At 41.3% G+C, this 23063-nt stretch carries 20 protein-coding genes and 1 pseudogene; 16 read left to right on the top strand and 5 right to left on the bottom strand.

Annotated features, from left to right (window positions below; translation table 11 throughout):
- Positions 1-23: 23 nt before the first annotated feature.
- From E2H97_RS13620 to E2H97_RS13610, 3 genes are read right to left on the bottom strand one after another with little or no spacing between them, the layout of a single operon-like run.
- Positions 24-3086, bottom strand: a complete 3063-nt coding sequence (locus E2H97_RS13620; protein WP_133407641.1) for an efflux RND transporter permease subunit — start codon at positions 3084-3086, stop codon at positions 24-26.
- Complete coding sequence (locus E2H97_RS13615; RefSeq protein ID WP_133407640.1) at positions 3086-4195, bottom strand: efflux RND transporter periplasmic adaptor subunit; 1110 nt, start codon at positions 4193-4195, stop codon at positions 3086-3088. Before E2H97_RS13615 ends, E2H97_RS13620 begins: the two co-directional genes overlap by 1 nt.
- Before the next feature lie 16 nt (positions 4196-4211).
- Positions 4212-4931: a TetR/AcrR family transcriptional regulator gene (locus E2H97_RS13610; RefSeq protein WP_133407639.1), complete on the bottom strand. Its 720-nt coding sequence runs from the start codon at positions 4929-4931 to the stop codon at positions 4212-4214.
- Positions 4932-5265: 334 nt separating this feature from the next.
- On the opposite strand from E2H97_RS13610, the gene E2H97_RS13605 reads away from it, so the two are divergent.
- From E2H97_RS13605 to E2H97_RS13575, 7 genes are all read left to right on the top strand, one after another.
- Positions 5266-6444: a hypothetical protein gene (locus E2H97_RS13605; protein ID WP_133407638.1), complete on the top strand. Its 1179-nt coding sequence runs from the start codon at positions 5266-5268 to the stop codon at positions 6442-6444.
- Between the two features lie 413 nt (positions 6445-6857).
- Complete coding sequence (leuA, locus tag E2H97_RS13600) at positions 6858-8429, top strand: 2-isopropylmalate synthase (RefSeq protein WP_133407637.1); 1572 nt, start codon at positions 6858-6860, stop codon at positions 8427-8429.
- Positions 8417-9532 (top strand): 3-isopropylmalate dehydrogenase, encoded by a 1116-nt coding sequence (gene leuB / locus E2H97_RS13595; protein WP_133407636.1) that lies wholly within the window; start codon positions 8417-8419, stop codon positions 9530-9532. Before leuA ends, leuB begins: the two co-directional genes overlap by 13 nt.
- A gap of 1 nt (position 9533) precedes the next feature.
- Positions 9534-10943: a 3-isopropylmalate dehydratase large subunit gene (leuC, locus tag E2H97_RS13590; protein ID WP_133407635.1), complete on the top strand. Its 1410-nt coding sequence runs from the start codon at positions 9534-9536 to the stop codon at positions 10941-10943.
- A gap of 2 nt (positions 10944-10945) precedes the next feature.
- Positions 10946-11542 carry a 3-isopropylmalate dehydratase small subunit gene (gene leuD / locus E2H97_RS13585; RefSeq protein WP_218938218.1) on the top strand — a complete coding sequence of 199 codons (597 nt, stop codon included), beginning with the start codon at positions 10946-10948 and terminating at the stop codon, positions 11540-11542.
- Between the two features lie 258 nt (positions 11543-11800).
- Positions 11801-12193, top strand: coding sequence for a hypothetical protein (locus E2H97_RS13580; protein ID WP_133407633.1), 393 nt, complete (start codon positions 11801-11803; stop codon positions 12191-12193).
- Between the two features lie 162 nt (positions 12194-12355).
- Complete coding sequence (locus tag E2H97_RS13575; RefSeq protein ID WP_170308308.1) at positions 12356-13021, top strand: fatty acid hydroxylase family protein; 666 nt, start codon at positions 12356-12358, stop codon at positions 13019-13021.
- A gap of 128 nt (positions 13022-13149) precedes the next feature.
- On the opposite strand, the gene E2H97_RS13570 is transcribed toward E2H97_RS13575, so the two are convergent.
- Positions 13150-13788, bottom strand: a complete 639-nt coding sequence (locus E2H97_RS13570) for a hypothetical protein (protein ID WP_133407631.1) — start codon at positions 13786-13788, stop codon at positions 13150-13152.
- A gap of 308 nt (positions 13789-14096) precedes the next feature.
- Between E2H97_RS13570 and E2H97_RS13565 the strand changes: the two are divergent.
- Positions 14097-14309: pseudogene (locus E2H97_RS13565) on the top strand (HPP family protein); the annotation flags it as partial.
- Positions 14310-14380: 71 nt separating this feature from the next.
- Here E2H97_RS13565 and E2H97_RS13560 read toward each other — a convergent pair.
- Entirely contained in the window at positions 14381-14830 is a 450-nt protein-coding gene (locus E2H97_RS13560) for a GNAT family N-acetyltransferase (RefSeq protein WP_133407629.1), read from the bottom strand.
- 191 nt (positions 14831-15021) lie between these two features.
- On the opposite strand from E2H97_RS13560, the gene fliE reads away from it, so the two are divergent.
- The 8 genes from fliE to fliL all read left to right on the top strand — a co-directional run bounded on the left by fliE (position 15022) and on the right by fliL (position 23025).
- Positions 15022-15357 carry a flagellar hook-basal body complex protein FliE gene (fliE, locus tag E2H97_RS13555; protein WP_133407628.1) on the top strand — a complete coding sequence of 112 codons (336 nt, stop codon included), beginning with the start codon at positions 15022-15024 and terminating at the stop codon, positions 15355-15357.
- Between the two features lie 59 nt (positions 15358-15416).
- A complete protein-coding gene (gene fliF, locus E2H97_RS13550; RefSeq protein WP_133407627.1) occupies positions 15417-17132 on the top strand; it encodes a flagellar basal-body MS-ring/collar protein FliF in 1716 nt (571 codons plus the stop codon).
- A complete protein-coding gene (fliG, locus tag E2H97_RS13545; protein WP_133407626.1) occupies positions 17125-18174 on the top strand; it encodes a flagellar motor switch protein FliG in 1050 nt (349 codons plus the stop codon). The genes fliF and fliG overlap by 8 nt, the downstream gene beginning before the upstream one ends.
- Positions 18161-19033 (top strand): flagellar assembly protein FliH, encoded by an 873-nt coding sequence (fliH, locus tag E2H97_RS13540; protein WP_133407625.1) that lies wholly within the window; start codon positions 18161-18163, stop codon positions 19031-19033. Before fliG ends, fliH begins: the two co-directional genes overlap by 14 nt.
- Complete coding sequence (fliI, locus tag E2H97_RS13535) at positions 18993-20330, top strand: flagellar protein export ATPase FliI (protein WP_133407624.1); 1338 nt, start codon at positions 18993-18995, stop codon at positions 20328-20330. Before fliH ends, fliI begins: the two co-directional genes overlap by 41 nt.
- A 153-nt stretch (positions 20331-20483) precedes the next feature.
- Positions 20484-20924, top strand: coding sequence for a flagellar export protein FliJ (fliJ, locus tag E2H97_RS13530; RefSeq protein ID WP_133407623.1), 441 nt, complete (start codon positions 20484-20486; stop codon positions 20922-20924).
- Positions 20925-20989: 65 nt separating this feature from the next.
- Entirely contained in the window at positions 20990-22456 is a 1467-nt protein-coding gene (locus E2H97_RS13525; RefSeq protein WP_246029003.1) for a flagellar hook-length control protein FliK, read from the top strand.
- A gap of 53 nt (positions 22457-22509) precedes the next feature.
- Positions 22510-23025, top strand: coding sequence for a flagellar basal body-associated protein FliL (gene fliL, locus E2H97_RS13520; RefSeq protein WP_133407622.1), 516 nt, complete (start codon positions 22510-22512; stop codon positions 23023-23025).
- Positions 23026-23063 lie beyond the last annotated feature (38 nt).

Raw genomic sequence — 23063 nt, 5'->3', positions numbered from 1 at the left:
TGATTCTTTATCTAAAAAAGTTTCTAAACTTCTTCTACTTCCTTAGTTTGATGTGAATCCGCTAAGTATGAATAAATCACTGGCAATACAAATAAAGTGAAGAAAGTACCAATCAACATACCCGCGACCAATATCAAACCAATACTGTTACGCGCTGCGGCACCTGCGCCACTTACCAATACCAGTGGGAAGTGACCCAATACGGTTGCGGCCGTGGTCATCAAAATTGGACGTAAACGTACGCTGGCTGCTTCGATCACGGCTTGTGTTTTATCTTTACCTTCAAGCTGTAAATGCTTAGCAAACTCCACAATCAAAATACCGTTTTTCGCAACCAGACCAACTAGGGTGATCAAACCAATTTGCGAATAAATATTGATGGTGGTGAAGTTGCTGAATGACAAGAGTAACGCACCTGATAACGCTAGCGGTACTGAACCAAGCAAGACAACCAGTGGATCACGGAAGCTGTTAAACTGAATCGCCAAAACAAAGAATACGAACACAAGAGCAACACCTAGTACGCTTACTAAGGTATTCCCTTCTTTACGCAACTGACGAGATTCACCCATGTAGTCGATGCTATAACCCATTGGCAGAATTTTCGCTGCGGCTTGTTCAAGTGACGTTAGCGCTTGGTCTTTTGTCACACCAGGAACAATACCACCGTAAACTCTGAATGAGTTGCGTTGACCAAACTTAGACAGCGCACGAGGTGCAGCTTGAGTGGTCACAGTGGCAATGCTCGATAGTGAGAACTGCTTGCCATTAGGCGCGGTTAATTGCAGCTGCATAATGGCTTGTTGATCCTTACGGAACTCATCGGGTACCTGTGCAATCACTTTATAAGCTTTACCATCAAGGTTAAAGCGATTGACGTAGTTATCCGATAGCAAGAATGAAAGCTGCTGGTTAACATCGCTGATGGTCATGCCTAAGTCAGCAATTTTTGACTTGTTAAATTCAAATTTGATTTGTGGTAAGTCAACTTTCAAGTCCGTATCAGCAAACATAAAGTAGCCAGATTGAAATGCTGAATACACTATCTGCTGAGCAATACCTGACATGTTCGCTTGTGGATCAGATGAAGTCACAATTAACTCAACATCAAACTGACCAGAAGTTGGCAGTGACGATGGTAAGTTAGGCAGGGCGTTAACCTCTGGGAACTGACTTAATACACCGTATACTTGACCACGTAGTTCTTGAATACTCTGCTCACGTTCACTAACAGGATCAAACAGTAATCCACCAAAGCCAGTCGTTTGCATGGCAACGTGCCACATATCGTTAGTATTTGGCAGTTGTAGGTTCGCCTTTACAATTTCACCAATCTGTTGGCTAGTAAAGTCAACCGTTGACTCTGGTGGTGCAATCACATACATCTGAACTTGAGACTGATCTTCAACAGGAGCAAGTTCAGACTTTGAAAACATAAACAGTGGCACGATAAGCAAAGTGAAGAAAACGGCGATAGCGATCACTTGTGGACGGTAATTAAACACACGACCAAGGAATGCAGAGTAAGCGTTTTCTAGTCGCGCAAATTGACCGTTGATTTTTTGAGTCAGTTTGCCTTCTTTGCCACCTTCCGGTGAAACATACGCACTCATGATTGGCGATAATGTAAGAGCCACCACACCAGACATCAACACGGCTGTAGCTAGAGTAAATACAAACTCTTTAAACAGCACGCCCGTTAAGCCAGATAGGAAACCAATTGGCGCATAAACGGCTGCTAGTGTTACTGTCATACCAATGATTGGGGTGAACAGCTGACGTGAACTCAGTAGTGCGGCTCTAGGACCACTCATGCCATTACGCATGTGTCTTGCTACGTTTTCAACCACAACAATAGCGTCATCAACAACCAAACCTACCGATAGTACAATGGCTAAAAGGGTTAATAGGTTTAGTGAGAACCCCATTAAGGTCATCGCTGCAACCGCACCAAGAATTGATATAGGAATCGTGATCAAAGGCACTAATGCGGTGCGGAATGAGCCCATCATCAGTAAGATCACAATACCAACAAGCAGTACGGTTTCAATCAAAGTAGAAAATACTTCCTTAATCGAGTCGCGCATGTATTCAGTGGCATCGTAAGCAATCTTGATTTGCAGATCTTTTGGTAAACGCTTGTTTATTTGGGCAATCTTTTTATAAAGCGCATCACCAATCGCAATTTCGTTTGCACCAGGCTGAGCAAACACTGAAATGTAAGCTGAGTTTTGCCCACTCAAACCAGAAACTTCGTGACCTTCTTCAGAGCCTAGCTCTACTTTTGCTACATCACTTAACTTGACACTACGTCCATCCATTTCTTTGATCACGATGTTTTCAAAGTGAGAAGCGTCTTCAAGCAAGGTATTAGCCACAATATCAATGCGTTGGTTATGAGTTTTGGTACTACCAAAAGTGGCTGCTACGTTATTGCTCATCAAGGCTTGTTGAATATCATTAGCACTGACATTCATCATCGACATCTTGATTGGGTTTAACCAAATACGCATAGAAGGTGAGCGACTACCGACTAAGCCAACTTTTTGCACGCCGGGAAGCGAATTAAATAGCGGGTTAACTTGTCTAGTCAGGTAGTCACTCAAATCTGCAATACTGAATTCTTTACTATCAGCATAAAGATAGAAAGAAGCAAACGGTCTATCGGCTCGAACCACATCAATACTCGGATCTTGAGTACCACGAGGCAATTCAAATCGAATTTGACTCAAGCGAGTATTAAGCTCAGCTAACGCCTTAGTGCTATCAGCATTAAGTTCAAGTTGAACTTTTACATCACTGGTACCAGCGGTTGAGTTTGAGCTGATGTAGTCCACACCTGTGATGGTTGCAGCAGCTTTTTCAATCGGATCGGTAACGAAACCTTGGATTTCCTCAGCCGAAGCACCAACGTAGACGGTGGTGATATTTAATGAGGTATTCTCAATTTGAGGATACTGGAGTACTGGCAATTTTAGCGCTGATATTGTGCCGATGATCACTAAGGTCAAAGACAGAATAATCGCTAATATTGGCCGTGTCACAAACATATCTGTGAAACGGGCTTTATAAGATGTAGCGGACATTACCAACCCTTATTATTTGCTTGCTCACCAGCTTGTTGAATACTGACAAGCTGATTTGGGTAGAGCTTAAATGCACCAGAAGACACAACTTGTTCACCTACTTTTAAGCCATCAGCTAAGTAACTGAACTCACTGTCATCTTGGAATACCTTTACGTCACGACGCTGTACTCGATAAGTTCCTTCGTTTTCAGGCACGAGTACATAAACGTAACGAGAAGATTGCTGACGTAGCACAGCGTGTTTTGGCAGCTTAATCATCTGTTTGTTTTGACCTTGTTGTAATTTCACTTCAACAAAGGTTCCTGGGCTTAAATTTATACCTTCGCTTTTTTGCAACTCGGCACGATATTTAACACCACGAGTTTGGGCATTTACAACAGGCTCTTTGGCAATAATGTTGGCAAACTCTGTTTCAGGATGGTTTTCGATAACCATCTCAACGCTTTGACCACTTAATCGCTGTGATTGAACTTGCGATAAATCGAAATCAACCCACAGTTTTGGTTGCTTAGTGACAAGGTTGGCAACTTGAGAGTTAGGTGCAAGGTACTCACCTACAGATAGAGTGTGTAAACCTACAACACCATTAAATGGCGCTAGAATGGTTTTCTTATCAATAATCGCTTGTATGCGTGCTACGTCAGCTTCAGAAATCTCAGCATCCGCTTGAGCTTTGTCTAACGCCGTATCAGAAGCCAGTTTTTTTCGGTGTAATTCTTTAGTTCTTGCTAATTCATTGCTCGCTAACTTTGCTTTGGCTTTGGCGGTTTTAATTTGTGCCAATTCTTCACTGATATCTACTTGAAGTAGTTTTTGTCCTTTCTTAACTGTTGAACCACTTTTTAAATTCAAAAAAGTGATTTTTCCAGCAAAGCTATTGGTCAGCATTAATGATTCAGGAGCAACGATTTCAGCGGGTACCGTTACACGTTCTTTATAATTCGAGTAATCGACAGTTACAGCTTTTATCGGTGCAGGGTATTCTGGTTGCTCCTGCGCCATAGCCGTCTTAATTTCTGATGACTTATAGTGATAAAGACCATAACCAATGCTGGCGATGGCAATAAAAGTCAGGCTCCAGTTAAGGAGTGGCTTTTTCTTTGTCATGTGTATCTTCCTACTGTTATCTGTATCCAAGTGTTTCAAGTACTAATTTGGTTTGTTCAATGCCTTCTTGTGTGAGGGGCTCTTTCCATGGATGGGCATTGATATAGTGTGTCATAGCTACAATGCTGTTATCTTTTATTTTGAAAGCCTGCATACATTCTATTCCTGGTAAATGCTGGGAAACCGTATCAATATGATTGTTGACTTGTTTAAACCCAACAGACATTGCCCAGTGACCTACGCTGAGACTATGGACGGATGTCAAATCCTCTCCTAAAAAATCGCCTGAGTTGAAACAGTCAATGTTTTTTTGTCTACACAGCTCAGACATTTTATTTTCAAGTTCTAGAATGCGTGCTTTCCACATTGGAGAGCAACGACGGATCACGGATTCACTTTTAGATATGATTTCCAAATCTAAATCAAAGCTGAATGTTTTTGATTTATTCTCATCAACTAAAACAAATGCTATTAATTTTTGTGGCATGGCGAGTTCAGTACTAAAAATGTCTTTAAACAACTGATACTGGTGCTCATCTTTCTCGCAAGCTAGGGCGATAATTAAATCTTCTTTTGTTTGCACATACTTATAGAGAGAGCCAACAGATAATCCTGCCTCTTTGGCAATAGCGGTCATTTTGAAATCGAGTAAAGAGGAATCTTCAATCACCTTGACGGCAGCCTCTTTAATCATAATTTCCTGTTGCTCAACTGTGTACCTTGGAGCTGGGCACATATTAAAAACCTCATTCGAATGATGTTCGAATGCAATTCTAGGGTTGTTCGTGATTATTTTCAACTGCAAAATAATGTTTTTTTAAGAAAGTGTAGGGGCGTTCTCTGGTTAATATTTTTTAATTCGTTCAGGAAGGTAAGAATTATAAAGGGTATCGAACAAGAAAAGGTGCTGTTAACTCATTGACTTTATTATGATTATTTTTTGCGTTTAAGCAGGTTTAAAATTATGGACTGATTTACCCTGAACAGAATGAGATTAGTGCTAATTATACGCTTGCGACCATCTTTTTACGGTATATCATTCACTCTAGATTTGTCGTTTGAGAAATTTTATGTCTTTAAATCATGGTGTTAATCCAGATATTGTAAGTCAAGTTTCTTCGGTTTATAACTCTATCGGAGAACGTATAATTTCTTGTAATCTTGATTTTCAACGTGAAATTACCGTTGGAGGTAAGCAATATTTATTATCATTTAATGGCTCCGCAGTTCCCTTTTTAGTTGAGCCTAGTCGAGAAAACCAAGGGTGTTGCTCGTTTGGTAAGTTTTTTAGACGTGATGAACACAGAGTATCACAACAAATTTTAAAAGAGTTTTGTGAACTTCATCGTCGAAAGGAGTTGGAATTACAACGTGCTCAATTGGCTGAGGTTAAAGTAGAATCAGGTAGCACCTCTGAAGTGAAAAAAGAAGTACATGTCCCCACTCGAAAAATGTACATGGTAGATGGTGATAAAAAACAACTTTTAGAAATTACTTGTACAGATGCAAGAGTCATTGCAGATAGTGAGGAATGGGAAACAACGTTTAGAGATAGGCAAGTATTTCACTCGGTTAGGTATCAAAAAGCTGATCAAAAAGCCTACTATCTACAATTACAGCGAAGCAATAGTCTCAGAAAGGAAAGGCAAGACACTGATGCATTGAAACCGATGCCTGATATCAGTGCCGTAACCGCGAAGCCAGAACAAGGGGCACAATCTTTTCATCAGGTTCAACCGTTAGCGTCGATGTCTCCTCAGCCTCATAGACAACCAGATAGTGCATCAGAACTCAAAACTCAGATGCAAAGTCAGCAATACTTTCAACGCTTCGCTGCACAAAATAAAGGGGTTCGAGCTAAGAAGGGACAGGTACATTTTCCATTTCAAGCTAGTGATGCTTCAGCGACTAGTCCCCAAGTGTTAGCAGCTTTTGTTTGTCCCCCTAAGCCATCGTCGCCAAGAAAAATGAACCAATTAAATGAGTCAAGGCAAAGTAGGAATAGAGTAAACCCTGATAATCGAGAGAGAGAAATGCAGGCTATACAAAGGCAATATTCAGTGTATCGACCAAGGCCTGCTAAGGAATATTTTGATCGAAATAGGTGGAATACTGCCTCGTTGCCCGTTCAAGTTCAAAAAGCCCTGATAAGAGAACAACTCGATGCATATCGAGCTAAAAGCTACGGTCAACAAAATAAGCAAAGAACGCATACACAATCATACCCTGATGGGGGGAGCCTAGTTTAACATTTGTAGATGTACCCTAGATTGCCATAAGTAGGCTTAGCTTTGCTTTTATTTGTCTTATTTATTCATTTTTTTTCGTGTCTTGTGATTATTTATTTTAAAAATGTAAGTATTTATTGGTTTTTGGCTTGACAGCTTACGGTTTAAAGGTTAAAAAAACGTTAATTAGTTTTGGTATTTATGAATATGAGTCAAATGAAATTAGTCACTTTACTCCTTAGCAACCTCTTACTCCTATTTAAAGATAGGCGTGGGATGCTTGGTTAATTTCAAATTAATACCAGAAAACCCGCCTACAAAGTGCGGGTTTTTTTATGCATGAATATACTCGTGATACCTGAATAAACCCTGAGAGTTGCATCTTCAAGTAGCACGAGTATAGGTACTCAACTCACTTGACCACTGGAGGAACCATGAGCAATCAAGTGATCGTTTTTGACACCACATTAAGGGATGGCGAGCAAGCTTTAGCGTCAAGTTTATCAGTGCATGAAAAACTGCAAATTGCACTGGCGATTGAGCAGCTGGGTGTGGATGTGATGGAAGTGGGTTTTCCAGTTTCATCTCCCGGTGATTTTGAGTCGGTTCAAACCATTGCACGAACAGTAAAAAATTCAAGAGTGTGTGCATTAGCCAGAGCGGTTGAGGCAGATATTCAAGCTTGTGCTGACTCATTAAAAGTGGCTGAACAGTTTCGAATTCACACTTTCATTTCTACCTCAGATATTCATGTGTCACAAAAATTAAGACGCGAATTTTCGGATGTAGAACAAATGGCGATTAATGCAGTGAAGTTTGCTCGTAAATTCACTGATGATGTTGAGTTTTCATGTGAAGATGCGGGGAGAACACACATAGATAACCTATGCCGAATGGTGGAAAGCGCCATTAAAGCAGGTGCTACTACGGTGAATATACCTGATACCGTTGGTTACACTTTGCCAAACGAGTTAGGTGGCATCATAGATCAGCTATTCAATCGAGTGCCTAATATCGATCAAGCAATAATTTCTGTTCATTGCCATAACGACTTAGGTATGGCGGTCGCAAACTCTATGTCTGCAATTCAATCCGGTGCTAGGCAAGTTGAATGTACCATTAATGGCATAGGTGAGCGTGCCGGAAACTGTTCATTAGAAGAAATTGCCATGATCTTACAAACCCGTCAAAAAATGCTGGGTTTGCATACCAATATCAATCACAGAGAAATCGCTAAAACATCAAAGCTTGTTAGTGAGTTATGCAATATGCCTGTACAGCCGAACAAAGCTATTGTCGGAAGTAATGCATTTAGTCACTCATCGGGTATTCACCAAGATGGCATGTTAAAAGCCAGTAATACCTACGAAATCATGACACCAGAGAGTGTTGGAATTTGTAAGACTAAATTGAACTTAACCTCGAGAAGTGGCCGTCATGTTATCAAACACAGAATGGAGAGCCTAGGCTATACCGACACTGACTTTGACTTAGATAAGCTTTACGAAGATTTCTTGGCTCTAGCAGATAAGAAAGGGCAAGTATTTGATGATGATTTAGAAGCCTTAATATTTAACATTAATCAACAATCCGATTCAGCTTTTTACAAAGTAAATACACTTAATGTGCAGTGTGGTACAGGTCGTTTTGCCACGGCAAGTATTGATATTGCAATAGGCAATGAAAGCCAGATCAGTTCTGCTACAGGTAACGGGCCTGTAGATGCATTAATCAAGGCGGTTAAAGATGCTGTTGGCATTGAATTCAAAGTTGAAGACTACAAAATCTCGAACAAAGGTTCTGGTGGCGATGGCTTAGGAAAAGCGGCGCTTGAAATCGTATGGGGTGACCGTCGCTTTCATGGTTATGGCATAGAAACAGATGTCGTTAAAGCATCTGCTCTTGCCCTTGTTGATGCCTTAAACAGCATTCACCTAGCGCGAACTGTGACTCAATTAAAAATAAACCAGCAGCAACTAAATAAGGATTTGGCATGTTACGTGTAGCGGTATTGGCAGGCGATGGTATTGGCCCAGAAGTGATGGAACAAGCGATAAAGGTACTAGATACCGTATCGCAGCAATACGATTTTAAAATTGATTATCATCACCATGATGTAGGTGGTTGTGCCATTGATAATCATGGTGTTGCATTACCAGAATCAACCTTACAAGGCTGCGAACAAGCTGATGCTATTTTGTTTGGTTCAGTTGGTGGTGATAAATGGTCAAATTTGCCACCGGCTGAACAACCAGAACGTGCTTCGTTACTTGGGTTAAGAGGTCACTTTGGGCTGTTTTGTAATATGCGTCCAGCTCAATTACAGCTGTCTTTATCACAGTTATCACCACTTCGTTCAGATATATCTTCATCAGGTTTTGATATTTTGGTGATGCGAGAGCTGACAGGCGGTATTTACTTTGGTGAACCTAAAGGACGTCGTGAGCAAGGTACAGCCGAAGAAACGGCATTTGATACCATGATTTACTCTCGCGCTGAAATCGAACGTATTACTCGTTTGGCATTTGAGGCCGCACAGAAGCGAAATCATAAAGTCACCTCAGTGGATAAAGCCAACGTACTCGCTTCATCGCAATTATGGCGTGAAGTCGTTATTGAGATTGCGAAAGACTATCCCGATGTAGAGTTGGAACACATGTATATCGACAATGCCGCTATGCAACTTGTTCGAGCTCCAAACCAATTCGATGTGATTCTATGCTCCAACTTATTTGGTGACATTTTGTCTGACATTTGCGCCATGATCACAGGTTCAATGGGACTTTTACCGTCAGCGAGCCTGAATGAGTCAGGGTTTGGCATGTATGAACCCGCTGGTGGTTCAGCCCCTGATATTGCCGGAAAAGGCATTGCTAACCCGATTGCACAAATTTTATCAGCATCATTAATGCTACGCTTTAGCCTTAATCAGCCACAGGCCGCAGATGCGATAGAGCAAGCGGTAGCAGCGGTTTTAGAGCAAGGTTTTTTTACACGTGACTTAGTGTCTGATTCAAGTCTGCATCAAGCCTTATCGACTGCTGAAATGGGTGAAAAAATTTGCCAGCATATTAATCAGTATGCACCATCAAAAAGAGGAGGGTTGTGATATGGCTTCGACACTTTATGATAAGTTATGGCAAAGGAACTTGGTGGATCACCAAGAGGGCGAAACACCACTTATTTATGTGAATAGACATTTGATCCACGAAGTCACTTCGCCACAAGCCTTTGCTGGGCTTAGATTTCATGGTCGTACATTACGCCACCCTGAGCGTACGTTTGCCACTATGGATCACAATATTTCCACGCGTTCCATAGCCATTGATGCCGCAGGTAAGAGTGCGGCTAATCAGCTGGCAACCCTTGAACAAAACTGTGCCGAATTTGGGGTAACCTTATTTGGTATGGGGCATAAAAACCAAGGGATTGTGCATGTAATGGGGCCCGAACTTGGGTTAACCTTACCGGGAACTGTCATCGTCTGTGGTGACTCCCATACTGCTACCCATGGTGCATTTGGCGCATTAGCTTTCGGTATTGGTACTTCTGAAGTTGAGCATGTGTTTGCCACCCAAACACTAAGGCAAAACAAGGCCAAATCGATGAAAATTCAGATCAATGGCAAGGTTAATGATGGGATAAGTGCTAAAGATATTATTTTAGCCATTATTGGTAAAACGGGATGTGCAGGCGCTGCTGGACATGTGGTGGAATATTGCGGTGAAGCAATAGAAGCCTTGAGCATGGAGCAGCGCATGACCATTTGCAATATGAGCATCGAATTTGGCGCTAAAGCAGGATTAGTTGCGCCAGATGAAATGACATTCTCTTACCTTGAAGGTCGAGAGTACAGCCCTGAAGGTGAACAGTGGCGGCAAGCCGTTGAGGATTGGAAGACGTTAAAAAGCGATATCGATGCAGAATTCGATAAAGTGCTTATTATGGACGCCGCAGAGATTAAGCATCAAGTTACTTGGGGAACGTCACCTGATCAAGTTATCGCAATTGATGGTTATGTGCCACATCCAGATGATTTTGACGATGCGGTGGAAAAAGAATCTTGCGCCAAAGCATTACAATATATGGGCTTAACCTCAGGTACTAAAATATCTGACATCAAGATCTCTCATGTCTTTATTGGATCATGCACTAATTCCCGCATTGAAGACATGCGGGTTGCTGCTAATGCAATCAAAGGTCAGCAGGTTTCAGATAGTGTCACTGCTATTGTGGTCCCCGGCTCTTATCGAGTAAAAGAGCAAGCTGAAAAAGAGGGTTTAGATAAAATCTTTATTCAAGCCGGATTTGAATGGCGACTTCCTGGTTGTTCTATGTGCTTAGCGATGAACGATGATGTATTAGGAGAAGGTGAACGTTGTGCTTCAACCAGTAACCGTAACTTTGAAGGTCGACAGGGAAGAGGAAGTCGAACTCATCTTGTAAGCCCTGAACTTGCGGCTGTAGCGGCTATTGCTGGGCGATTTGTAGAACCTTCGACCATAACTAATGGGAACTGATAATGGAAAAGTTTATTACTCATACTGGTAAGTTACTACCTTTGGATCAGGCCAATGTTGATACCGACCAAATCATTCCTAAGCAGTTTTTACAGAAAACAGAAAGGGTGGGGTTTGCACAGCATTTATTTCACGACTGGCGCTTTTTAGATGATCACGGAAATATTCCTAATCCAGAATTTGTGCTAAATCAACCTGAATATAAAAGTGCGAGCGTGCTATTGGTGAGAGAAAATTTTGGCTGTGGTTCGAGCCGAGAACACGCTCCTTGGTCACTGCAAGAATATGGTTTTAAAGTGATCATAGCCCCTAGTTTTGCAGATATTTTTTATGGCAATTGCATCAATATTGGCGTGTTACCGATTATTTTGAGTGATAATCAAATATCCGAATTGTTTTTACTCGCTGAAAAGAATGTATTGACGGTAGCTGTTAATTTGGAAGATAAAACCTTACAGGTTAATGACAAAGCGTTGAGTTTTGACATTAAAGCTGTACATCAAAAGTCCTTACTTGAAGGTATTGATAGCATTGGAAAGTCTTTGCAGAGACTAGATAATATTGAAGCTTTTGAGCTAAAAATACCGACTTGGTTGTAGCTGGTATCAATGCCCGAATAACAAAACCGGGCATCATTCTTTTCTTATTACTTTTCATTTAATTGGCAGTTTAACGGTCAAATCAGTTAGATGATTAAATAAAAGTAACAAAGGTTTAATTTTTTGTAACTTGTTGTATTTATATGTTTTTTTGTGGTGTTCTATAAATCATGGGGCGATTTGCTTTTGGTCGCTTTGTGATTTGTTTTTTTAGCTGTTATTACTTATATCAAGTTAATTAAGTTAGAAGGTTTGAGTATGGGCGTAGAAACCTCATCACCTAGAATTATTCAATCTGATGCCGTCAAAAATTGGAATTCAACCCCAAAAACATACAGTTTTCAAAATCGTGGAACTCAAGTCATCAGCTTTGTTAGTCCAGAAACAGAATATCAAATTTTAATGTCACCAGAAATGACAGTTGCAGAAGCTGTGAAACAGTTTTTAAAGATTATCGACTACTCTGAATTCCCTCCATTCGATTACAAAGAGGTTGAACTGGTACTTAAATTTGGTGTAAATGCGACTGACTATAATGTAGGTGCTTGGTATATTCCTAACGATTTTATGAGGTTTAAAGTTTACGGCTTAGGTCCAAAATATGATTCACTCCGAGGAGTGCGTTTCGAAATAAATAAAAAGAATGTCTGATGTTCATTCAAGATTAATGAGTGGGGTAAATACTCTGAAGGTTAATTTAACTAGGTTAATAAAGATAAGTACAAAGAGTAGCAAGGTTTCTAGTTTAAATTTGCACCATGTTGTGATTATGTTACATTGCTAATACCCATTGAATAATCATATAAATAAATCATGGATGAAAAAATTGTTGCTTTTAGGCAAAACTACCGAGCGAATATGAGCGCTCATTACCACCCTCATTTTCACTTCTTTTTTGTATTTTCTGTTGGTTTCGTTGTCATTTTATATTCAGTTCTTCAACTGAAACAAATATCAGTATTAGAGTGGCTAACAGTACCCATTACTTTAGTTTGTGTGAATTTTGCTGAGTATGCCGCTCATCGATGGCTTGGGCACAGGCGAACTAAAATAGGAGGATTTTTTTACCAAAGGCATACAGGCGATCATCATCACTTTTTTGATGAAAGCACTATGAACTGGGAAACGCTAAAAGACTGGAGAGTGGTGTTGTTTCCTGCCTATCTTATTATCGCTTTTATTTTGGGTGTAGCCTTGCCTGTAGGCAGTGTTTTGTATTTTTGGTTTTCATCAAACGTTGCATATTTGGTGGTGTGTAGTGCCATCTTCGGATACCTGTTGTATGAAGCTTTACACCTTAGTTTTCATGTCCCTGATGACACTTACCTTAAGAAAATCCCATTTTGGTGGCGATTGAAGCGACTTCATGTCTTACATCATGAGCACAAACTAATGGTAAAAAAGAATTTTAACATTACTTACCCGCTATTTGATTGGCTGTTGAGTACTTTGTATTTTGATAACAAAGGCGATAGGTAATGTTCCCGTTGATGTTCAATATACTCTATTAGACAAATATTTTTCGATTTTTGTTGGTAAACTAAAGTCTCTCTTAAATGTGTTAAAGATCTCTTTATGTTCAACGCCCTAATGAAAATATCATTGTTTCATAACGCTATTGTTGAACTCACCAAGTAACCAACACCTCCCGGTAATAATTTATTGTTTTTTAATTTCAATAATCGCTTTCGAATATTTATTAAAAAATGATCTGCACGCTTCTCTTCTTCGCGAATAAAGGTTTTAACTTTAACCCCTTTATGATCGGTATGGTTAAATAAGTGGCCAATTTCATGAATGATAATATCTCTGACTCCTTTATTCCCTTTTTGTAATAAAGCGCGGTAGCCCAGCCGTCGTTGGTGTTTTGTTAGTGGGCTTGTGTTTATTTCCTTTTCGTTAAAGTTATATATATTGATAGTCATAGAAGGGCTGAATCCGGTTATCCGACCTTCACTTGCAAATGCAATATGTGGAACATTAGCAAAATCAGGGTGATCTTTTGTGTGTAATATGAAGCGTATAAATTTATGACGCTCTCTAAATTCATTGAGTTCTTGGCTATTTGCATCAACATCATCTGATAGTTTTAACAGCTGAGATACTGTATGGGAAATGATATTATCTCGCTTTATGAGTTTCTTTTGTGTGTTTAATGACAGGTCATGCCATTTAATGTCGTTAGGGAGTTGTGCACGTTGTAAAGGGTGCGCAGAAATGTGAGAAGAAAAAATAAATGGCAGCAAAACTACAACCAAATGCCACAGTATACTTGTCGAGTACTTCATACTACTCACCTCGAACTTTATGTTTGAGTTTGTAGCGCGTACCGATATTCTCTAGAGTGTTTCTACGACACTTTTCAAGCTGAACTGTAAAGAGTAGTTCAGTTTTTTATAAAAATAAAGCAAGATAATCAGGATCTTTCTCGCCCTAGCGGGTATCGCTTCTTGTGGTGAAAATGATGATCGCAAACCGGCTAGGATCGGATTTCTTTCCCACCTAAAATCATGGGTGTTTTTTAGCTGGTGATGCATTTCAATTGATTTAAAAGGTGTTTTTTGAACAGTATATAGCGGTAACCCCGTTCACTTTAGCTCTGGCTACAAAAACAACTCATCCTCCAGCGGGTGCTAACCCCATTTTGATTATGCTTTCAGGTCAAAGCTGGGGATTTCTGTTCACTCCAGTATTGATTGGTGCCGTTGTTTTAGTATTTATGGGTAAAGGGTGTCAGAAACTTCAGAATTTATATTTCAAAGAGTAGCAATGATTAAGATACCTTATAAACAGCATGTTATGCCTGAATGATTCTATTCAGGCATGGTTAGCAATCAGTTAAGGTTTATGCCACTCCATAATGGTTTCATCAAATTTGTCTTGGTCAACCACATGAAACCCAAAGCGTTCAAAGAAGGCTTTCATGACATCGTGACCTTCAACGTAGCAAAGCGAGATGGATTGGCAGTTGGGTATTGCCTTTATTTCTTTTAATACCAACTCTACAGCCATGGTTCCATAGCCTTTGCCTTGATGATTCACATCAATCATCAGCTGATCGATGAAAATTTCATTTGGCTTATTATCAGGAAGATTTGGGTAATACTGGATAAAACCAACGGGTTCATTTTCAAGGTAAACTCCCCGATTTACATAATCTTCATGAAATTTAGATGCAGCAATAGACTCCGCATTGAGCGCGACAAAATTTTCTTGTTCTTTGGTGATTTCCAACTCGATTATATCGACCCAATTGTCTTTGGTGACATCTCTTAAATTGATCTTCATTGATAACGTCCTTTTATATTTTCAATAAAGATATGAGTTCAAGTATCTGATTTTCAAGATATGACGAAGTAGTTGGTACGAACTTAAGCTCTGATAGGTAAGGAAATCCAAACCTATAATACCTTGGCACACCCTTTGCTTTAACACTCACATAATTCCATCTCGTCAAAAAAAAGTCATGGGAGACGAACATGCAAATTGGTGCTAGCTCTTTGTATACAGAGATGCAAACTATGAAAGGAGAAATCACTCCTTCAATTTCACCGCAAACTCACGGTATGCGTGAAGTTAACAATGTAAATTCATCAAATTTTGGTGAAGTGCTTTCCAATGCCATTGGCACTGTGAATCAATTGCAAGCTAACTCTGCTGATTTATCTACTCGTTTAGAAATGGGAGATACCTCGGTAACTCTGTCGGATACGGTTATCGCGCGTGAAAAGGCGAGTGTGGCATTTGAGGCCACGGTGCAAGTGAGAAATAAGCTGGTTGACGCTTATAAGCAAATCATGAACATGCCTGTTTAATGGCGTAGAAAATTGTCATCGCTTAATAAAGATAAATAGCAGTAAAGCAGGTAAGTATTTTGAGCACAGAACTCACCGTTGGTAACCAATCATCAGAAGTCAGCACAACCAATGCTGGAGCAGACCAAGAGCATAAGTCAGGCATGCTAGATGGTATTGGAAATTCGAACACCCTTCGTCAAATCACCATGATTTTGGGGCTGGCAGTGTGTTTGGCATTAGCGGTTTTTGTGTTATTGCTGGCCTCAGAAGATGAATATCGTCCGCTTGGAAAAATGGAAACCCAAGAACTGATCCAAGTGTTAGATGTACTCGATAAAAATAAAATCGAATATCAACTCGATGTTGATGTTGTACGAGTCCCAGAAGCTAAATACCAAGAAGTTAAATTGCTACTGAGCCGCTCAGGTATTGAAAGCAGCACCAAGAATGACGACTTTCTCAACAAAGATAGCGGGTTCGGCGTTAGCCAACGCATGGAGCAAGCCAGACTGAAACACAGTCAAGAACAAAATCTTGCTCGTGCAATCGAAGAGTTAAAAAGTGTGACTCGTGCCAAAGTGATTTTAGCTTTGCCGAAAGAAAACGTATTTGCGCGTCGTAAATCTCAGCCAAGTGCAACAGTGGTTATCACAACTCGTCGAAGTGGTCTTGGTCAAGAAGAAATTGATTCAATTGTTGATATCGTAGCATCAGCGGTACAAAACCTAGACCCAAGCCGAGTAACAGTGACTGATTCAGCTGGTCGCTTGCTCAATTCGGGTAGTCAAGACGGCGTATCAGCCAGAGCGCGTCGTGAACTTGAAATTGTTCAGTCTAAAGAAGATGAATACCGCAACAAAATTCAATCTATTTTGATCCCAATTCTTGGCCCTGAAAACTTTACCTCACAAGTGGATGTGGGGATGGACTTTACGGCTAAAGAGCAAACCGCCAAGCGCTACAATCCTGCTCAAACAGCAGTTCGCAGTGAGCAAACCCTAGAAACAAATTCTGGTGCTGGCTTTGTTGGTGGTATTCCGGGAGCTTTGTCGAATCAGCCACCGTTAAAATCTGAAATTCCTGAGCAGGTGAGCGAGTTAACTCAAGAAGGTTCAGCAGAGCGTAATGGTAGCTCCCACCGCGAAGCGACACGTAACTTTGAAGTCGATACCACTATTAGCCACACACGTCAGCAAATTGGCATTATTCAACGTATTAGTGTTTCAGTTGCCGTTAACTACAAAAGAGGTGCTGCTGGCGAAGATGGACAAATCAACCGTGAGCCTCGCACCGAAGCTGAACTTGCTAATATTCGTCGCTTGCTAGAAGGAGCGGTTGGTTTTAACTCCGCTCGTGGTGATATGTTAGAAGTGGTAACCGTACCATTCATGCAACATGAATTTGAAGCGGCACCGAAGCCTGAACTTTGGGAGCAACCTTGGTTCATGCGCGTAGTGAAATTTGTATTGGCCGCGATTGTGGTATTGGTATTGATCCTTACAGTTATGCGCCCAATGTTTAAACGTATGGTTCACCCTGAAAGTGATAAGCCACTGGAAAAAATTATACCGGGTAGTGAACTGGCTGAAATCGAAGATCAATATGCACAAGAAACCTTAGGTTTGATTAATAAATCCGAAGGTGAATACAGCTATGCGGATGATGGGTCGATTTTAATCCCCGATCTTCACAAAGATGATGATATGATCAAGGCCATTCGTGCGCTGGTGGCCAATGAACCTGAGTTGTCTACCCAAGTAATTAAGAGTTGGTTACAAGAAGAAGATGCCTGATATTATTGAAAGCCCGTCTAATACTGAAGCGGCATCGTTTGATGTCAGTACATTAACGGGCGTTGAAAAAGCCGCTATTTTATTGCTGAGTTTAAGTGAAGCCGATGCGGCGTCAATTTTGCGCCACCTTGAGCCAAAGCAAGTTCAACAACTGGGTATGGCGATGGCGTCAACTCAAGATTTTGGTCAAGAAAAAGTCATTGGTGTCCACAAACATTTCTTAGATGATATCCAGCAGTTCTCAGCTATTGGTTTTAACAGTGAGGATTTTGTTCGTAAAGCGTTAACGGCCGCCTTGGGTGAAGATAAAGCGGGCAATATCATTGAACAAATCATTATGGGCAGCGGTGCTAAAGGCTTAGATTCCTTGAAGTGGATGGACGCACGTCAAGTGGCGACTATTATTCAAAATGAGCACCCGCAAATCCAAACCATCGTATTGTCTTATCTTGAGCCTGATCAAGCCGCAGAAATTTTTGCACAATTCCCTGAAAATACCCGTGTTGACTTGTTAATGAGAATCGCGAATTTAGAAGAAGTACAGCCAGCGGCATTGCAAGAACTTAACGACATCATGGAAAAACAGTTCGCAGGTCAAGGTGGTGCACAAGCAGCGAAAATGGGTGGCTTGAAAGCCGCTGCGGACATCATGAACTATCTGGATACTGCTATTGAATCACAGTTGATGGAAACCATGCGTGAGTCTGACGAAGAAATGGCGCAGCAAATTCAAGATCTCATGTTTGTGTTCGAAAACTTATTGGATATTGACGACCGTGGTATTCAAGCGTTATTGCGTGAAGTGCCGCAAGAAGTACTGATGAAGGCATTGAAAGGTGCTGATGACTCATTGAAAGACAAGTTACTTGGCAATATGTCGAAACGTGCAGCTGAATTACTGCAAGACGATCTTGATGCCATGGGGCCAATTCGCCTGAGTGAAGTTGAACTTGCTCAAAAAGAAATTTTGGGTGTTGCTCGTCGTTTAAGTGAAAGTGGCGAAATCATGTTAGGCGGTGGAGGCGGTGATGAGTTCCTCTAATTCCGATGCTATTGCCGAAGAATTCGCGCACTGGAAAATCCCTGATGTAACAGAGGTCGAGTCTGAAAAGCAAAACCTATTCGGACGTACCCAAGCACAATCGTTACCGCAAGCTGAAGAAGAAAGTTTTACTCCACCAACGTTAGCCGAAATCGAAGCTTTGCAACAACAAGCCGAGCAAGAAGCCAGAGAGCAAGGTTTTCAACAAGGCTTTAATCAAGGGCTAGAAAAAGGCAAGCTTGAAGGCTTGGAAAAAGGCCATGAAGAAGGTTTTGCTCAAGGCAAGGAACAAGGGCTTGAGCAAGGTCTAACTGAAGCCAAAGAAATGCTGCAAAGATTAGAGCAGTTAGTACAACAAATTGAGCAGCCTTTGTCTGTGGTTGATTCTCAAATTGAAGCCAGCCTACTAATGCTGAGTACGAATCTTGCTAAAGCCATTGTTGCCACCGAAATCAATACTCATCCTCAGCATATCCACAATGTGTTGCGACAAGGGATTGAATCGTTACCTCTTAAAAATCAGCCAGTGAACATTCGTTTACATCCGCAAGATGTTGAGTTGGTAGAGCAAGCTTATAGCGCCTCGATGCTTGAAAAAAAGCAGTGGCAATTTGAAGCGGACCCTTCTTTATCTGTTGGCGATTGTTTTATCGAAAGTCAAAAATCCTCGGTCGATCTAAAAGTAAAAAACAGAACCGAAGCGGTTTTAATGGCGTTAACTGAGCAACAATTCCAGTTAGAAAAACAACTCCAGCAAGCGTTATTTGAGCAAACTCAAAAAGCCACACACATCTCTCCTCAAGAAGTACCAACTCAAAATGAATCTACAGAGATCCAAGAAGCTCAAGAACCAGCTTGATCAATATTGTCAGCAAGTCACGCCATTTCGTGCCGTAGCTAGCGGTAAATTGGTTCGAGTTGTCGGGTTAACGCTAGAAGCCAGTGGTTGCCGAGCACCCGTAGGCAGCTTATGCTCTATTGAAACCATGGACGGGGAATTGGTCGCCGAAGTTATTGGTTTCGATGATGAACTCCTTTATTTAATGCCGATTGACGAGTTAAGAGGCGTTTTACCCGGTGCCAGAGTTGTGCCTTTAGGTGAAAAGTCTGGTCTTAATGTCGGGATGTCGTTGCTCGGCCGAGTACTTGATGGCAGCGGTCAGCCCATTGATGGTCTTGGTAGTATTCAAAACTCAGAAAGCGTCTCTACCCATTCTATCGCAATGAATCCGCTTTCTCGTCGTCCTATCTCTGAACCACTCGATGTAGGCGTTCGTGCCATTAATGCCATGCTCACCGTCGGCAAAGGGCAGCGTATGGGATTGTTTGCTGGTTCGGGCGTGGGTAAGAGTGTTCTGCTGGGCATGATGACTCGAGGTACGACCGCTGATGTTATTGTGGTGGGACTTGTTGGTGAACGTGGTCGAGAAGTAAAAGAGTTTATTGAAGAGATTTTGGGTGAAGAGGGACGTAAACGTTCTGTGGTCGTTGCAGCTCCTGCGGATACCTCGCCATTAATGCGTTTAAGAGCCTGTGAAACTTCTACTCGCCTTGCTGAGTATTTTCGAGATCTTGGTTATAGCGTTCTGCTATTGATGGATAGCTTAACCCGTTACGCACAAGCTCAGCGTGAAATCGCGTTAGCTGTTGGTGAGCCGCCTGCTACCAAAGGTTATCCCCCGTCAGTATTCGCCAAGCTACCAAGACTTGTTGAACGCGCAGGTAATGGCGGTGGAGAACAAGGCTCGATCACGGCTTTTTATACGGTATTAACCGAAGGTGATGATCAGCAAGATCCGATTGCTGATGCATCACGCGCTATTTTAGATGGTCATATTGTGTTATCTCGTGCGTTAGCCGAATCAGGTCATTATCCTGCGATTGATATTGAAGCCAGCATCAGCCGTGTTGCACCTATGGTTGTGAGTGAAGAACACCTTAACAATATGCGTAAGGTAAAACAGATGTATGCCCATTATCAGCAAAATCGTGATTTGGTATCGATTGGTGCATACAATCAAGGCAGCGATCCGATTTTAGATAATGCCATTCGTTTACAACCAGCTACGAATGCGTTTTTACAACAAGGCATGAAAGACAGTTTGAGTTTTGATGATTGTGCAATGATGCTATCTCAACTTGCGGCTCAGTGTTAACTATCGAAGAAATGAAGCAATAGTGAGAACGCCAACGGAAACATACATCCATGTATTGACGGCCGTTACATCCTGTAACGGACGGTTGTCTTATCACACTATTGCTCCCATTCATCAGAGCCATTGTTCGAAAAATTAAATTAGAATATTTTCATGAGCAAAGACCCATTAAATACGGTATTAAAGTTGGCAAAAGATGCAGAAGAGCAAGCATCATTGCAATATCGAAGTGCCAAATTAGACGAGCAAAAAGCACGTAGCCAACTTGATGCGCTAAATACGTATCGCCTCGATTATATGCGGCAGATGGGGGATAAAGTTGGCAGCAATTTATCTTCTTCTCAATACCAGCAGTTTCATAAATTTGTTGATCAAATTGACCAAGCGATTAAGCAGCAGGTTGAGGCGATTAGGCAAACAGAAGAGCAACTCAAACACCGTCATCAGTTTTGGCTTGAAAAGCAGCAAAAGCGTCAAGCCGTTGAAATGCTCCTTGATAAAAAAGCACAGAAAAAACTCGCAGCACAGGCCAAATCAGAGCAGAAAATGATTGATGAATTTGCTATGCAGCAATTTTATCGAAATCGAAAATAGTGGCATAAAAACTGCCTTGCTTTAGTAAACGTAAATTCGTTGACGTTGCTAAAGAGGAAGTTATAGTGTCGCAAGTTAATCCTTTATCATTTATGTCCCAAGTTTCTACAGATGGAGTGGAAGCGAATGTGGCGCTGTCAAATGATGCCAATGTGGATTCGACTGACTTTGCACAAAGGCTTTCTGAGCTTTCAAATGATGAAAAGGTTGATTCTAGCGGGCAGCCGAATGCTCAAGCAGAAGTCGCTATTGAATCGGAAAAAGATCAAGAGTTAACACAAGAACAGGCCTCATCTCCAGAATCATTACTTGCGCAAATCAGTGATTCTCAAAACTATCAAACGGCAGTAACTCCCGTTACCCAAACTCAAAGCGGAGAAGTGTTGCCACCTAATAAAAGTGACACAAAAGACATTGACGAAGAGAGTGAGTCTGGACCAGAAGTTGAAGGTGAAGGAGATGAATCTGTAGTTGAATTAAAACTACAAGTCTCGCCACAAACCTCAACTAGCACTCCGCAAGAAGCTGATACTGGTGACGTTGAAAATGAATCAATAGCCAAGCTTGAAAAAGTATCGCCTAGTATTGAAACCGCGACCAATGCTAAAAAGGTGGAAGCAGAAATTGCTAAATTGCCTGAATCTGGAAATTCAGAACCGAAACAAACTCGTCAGGTATTAGAGCAATCCAATGCTGTAGTTAAAGAAGCACCAAAAGCCGTTGAAGCAACGACAGCTAAGCCTGTTATTGAGCCGAGTTTAACAAAAGCGCAAGCAAAGCAAATAGATGCAGTACCTCAAATCACTCAAGATGGTAACGCTAAACAAGGGCAAGAAGCGGATAGCGACAGTAAAGTCCATGCGAAATTGGCCGAGATGACAAATTCAGTAAAGCCAAATACTGAAATGCCGACAAAAAAAGTGGATTTAGCAAGAGTCTTTGAAGCGGTGTCTCAATCATCAACTGAACCGACTCCTGTTGCGGAAAGAATCAATCAATCACAAACCCATAATCCTTTTTCATTGCATCAAGCAGTGACTCCCGAAGGAAGGACTGATGTGCCGCAATTGCATGTATCACTTCGTCAAGGTGGTGAGCAAACCGTACAAATGCAGGATATGATCCAGCGTTTCTCGCCAGTAATGAAACAGCAGTTAATGGCGATGGTGAATAAAGGCATTGGTCAGGCCGAAATTCGACTCGATCCCCCAGAACTTGGGCACATGACTGTTCGTATTCAAGTGCAGAATGATCAAACACAAGTACAGTTTCAAGTGGCTAACCCTCAAGCTAGAGATTTACTGGAACAAGCTCAACCAAGGTTGAGAGATATGTTAGCTGAACAAGGGATGAATTTAGCCGATAGCCAAATTTCTTATCACGACGGTGGTCAACATCAAGGTGGAGAGCAAGGCCGAGGGCAAGGATTTTCTGGTTCCGATACTCACTCAGAGCTTGAACAAGAAACAAGTGAACAAATAACGCTCAAAGTCGCAACAAACCCAAGCTCAGTTATAGATTATTACGCTTAAACCGTTACCATAACCCGATTAAGTTTGAGAGTACTAAGAAAGGAATTTTAGCCATGGCAGATGAAGAAACGCTAACGGTTGAAGAACAAAAAAAGAAAAGTCCGTTAATGTTGATCATTATCGTTGCTGTTGTGTTGCTCCTTGGTGGCGCAGGCGCTTTCTTTTTCATGTCGGGTGATGATACCCCTGAGTCTGCAGATAAAGCGACAAACTCGACTTCGACAGAACAAGCGGCGCCAACAAAAAAGCAAGCGGCCAGTTATGTACCATTACCAAGACCGTTTTTGTTTAATCTAACGGGTACTAAAAAGCCTGTATTGGTGCAAATCAAAGTTCAACTTCAAGTGCGTGGTACTGATGTTGAAAGCAATGTAAAAAAGCACATTCCACTGATTGAGTCGGCACTATTATCGACGTTCAGCAGTGCTGATGCTCAAAAACTCAGTACACAGTCAGGAAAAGATGAACTACGCCAGCAGGCTTTGTTGAGCGTACAAAATGCCTTGATGCCGATTATGGGTGAACATGGTGTTGAGAAAGTATTATTTGTAGGTTTTGTGATGCAGTAATGGGTCTTTACTCAGCTGCAGAATGAGGAAATAGGCTA

Origin of the sequence: Parashewanella tropica (assembly GCF_004358445.1) — a bacterium.
GTDB classification, from domain to species: domain Bacteria; phylum Pseudomonadota; class Gammaproteobacteria; order Enterobacterales; family Shewanellaceae; genus Parashewanella; species Parashewanella tropica.
This window is presented reverse-complemented; position numbering and strand designations above follow the sequence as displayed.

Coding starts and splice junctions, on each gene's coding strand:
- E2H97_RS13620 (WP_133407641.1), bottom strand. CDS start 3,086: ATGTCCGCTACATCTTATAAAGCCCGTTTCACAGATATGTTTGTGACA.
- E2H97_RS13615 (WP_133407640.1), bottom strand. CDS start 4,195: ATGACAAAGAAAAAGCCACTCCTTAACTGGAGCCTGACTTTTATTGCC.
- E2H97_RS13610 (WP_133407639.1), bottom strand. CDS start 4,931: ATGTGCCCAGCTCCAAGGTACACAGTTGAGCAACAGGAAATTATGATT.
- E2H97_RS13605 (WP_133407638.1), top strand. CDS start 5,266: ATGTCTTTAAATCATGGTGTTAATCCAGATATTGTAAGTCAAGTTTCT.
- leuA (WP_133407637.1), top strand. CDS start 6,858: ATGAGCAATCAAGTGATCGTTTTTGACACCACATTAAGGGATGGCGAG.
- leuB (WP_133407636.1), top strand. CDS start 8,417: ATGTTACGTGTAGCGGTATTGGCAGGCGATGGTATTGGCCCAGAAGTG.
- leuC (WP_133407635.1), top strand. CDS start 9,534: ATGGCTTCGACACTTTATGATAAGTTATGGCAAAGGAACTTGGTGGAT.
- leuD (WP_218938218.1), top strand. CDS start 10,946: ATGGAAAAGTTTATTACTCATACTGGTAAGTTACTACCTTTGGATCAG.
- E2H97_RS13580 (WP_133407633.1), top strand. CDS start 11,801: ATGGGCGTAGAAACCTCATCACCTAGAATTATTCAATCTGATGCCGTC.
- E2H97_RS13575 (WP_170308308.1), top strand. CDS start 12,356: ATGGATGAAAAAATTGTTGCTTTTAGGCAAAACTACCGAGCGAATATG.
- E2H97_RS13560 (WP_133407629.1), bottom strand. CDS start 14,830: ATGAAGATCAATTTAAGAGATGTCACCAAAGACAATTGGGTCGATATA.
- fliE (WP_133407628.1), top strand. CDS start 15,022: ATGCAAATTGGTGCTAGCTCTTTGTATACAGAGATGCAAACTATGAAA.
- fliG (WP_133407626.1), top strand. CDS start 17,125: ATGCCTGATATTATTGAAAGCCCGTCTAATACTGAAGCGGCATCGTTT.
- fliH (WP_133407625.1), top strand. CDS start 18,161: ATGAGTTCCTCTAATTCCGATGCTATTGCCGAAGAATTCGCGCACTGG.
- fliI (WP_133407624.1), top strand. CDS start 18,993: ATGAATCTACAGAGATCCAAGAAGCTCAAGAACCAGCTTGATCAATAT.
- fliJ (WP_133407623.1), top strand. CDS start 20,484: ATGAGCAAAGACCCATTAAATACGGTATTAAAGTTGGCAAAAGATGCA.
- fliL (WP_133407622.1), top strand. CDS start 22,510: ATGGCAGATGAAGAAACGCTAACGGTTGAAGAACAAAAAAAGAAAAGT.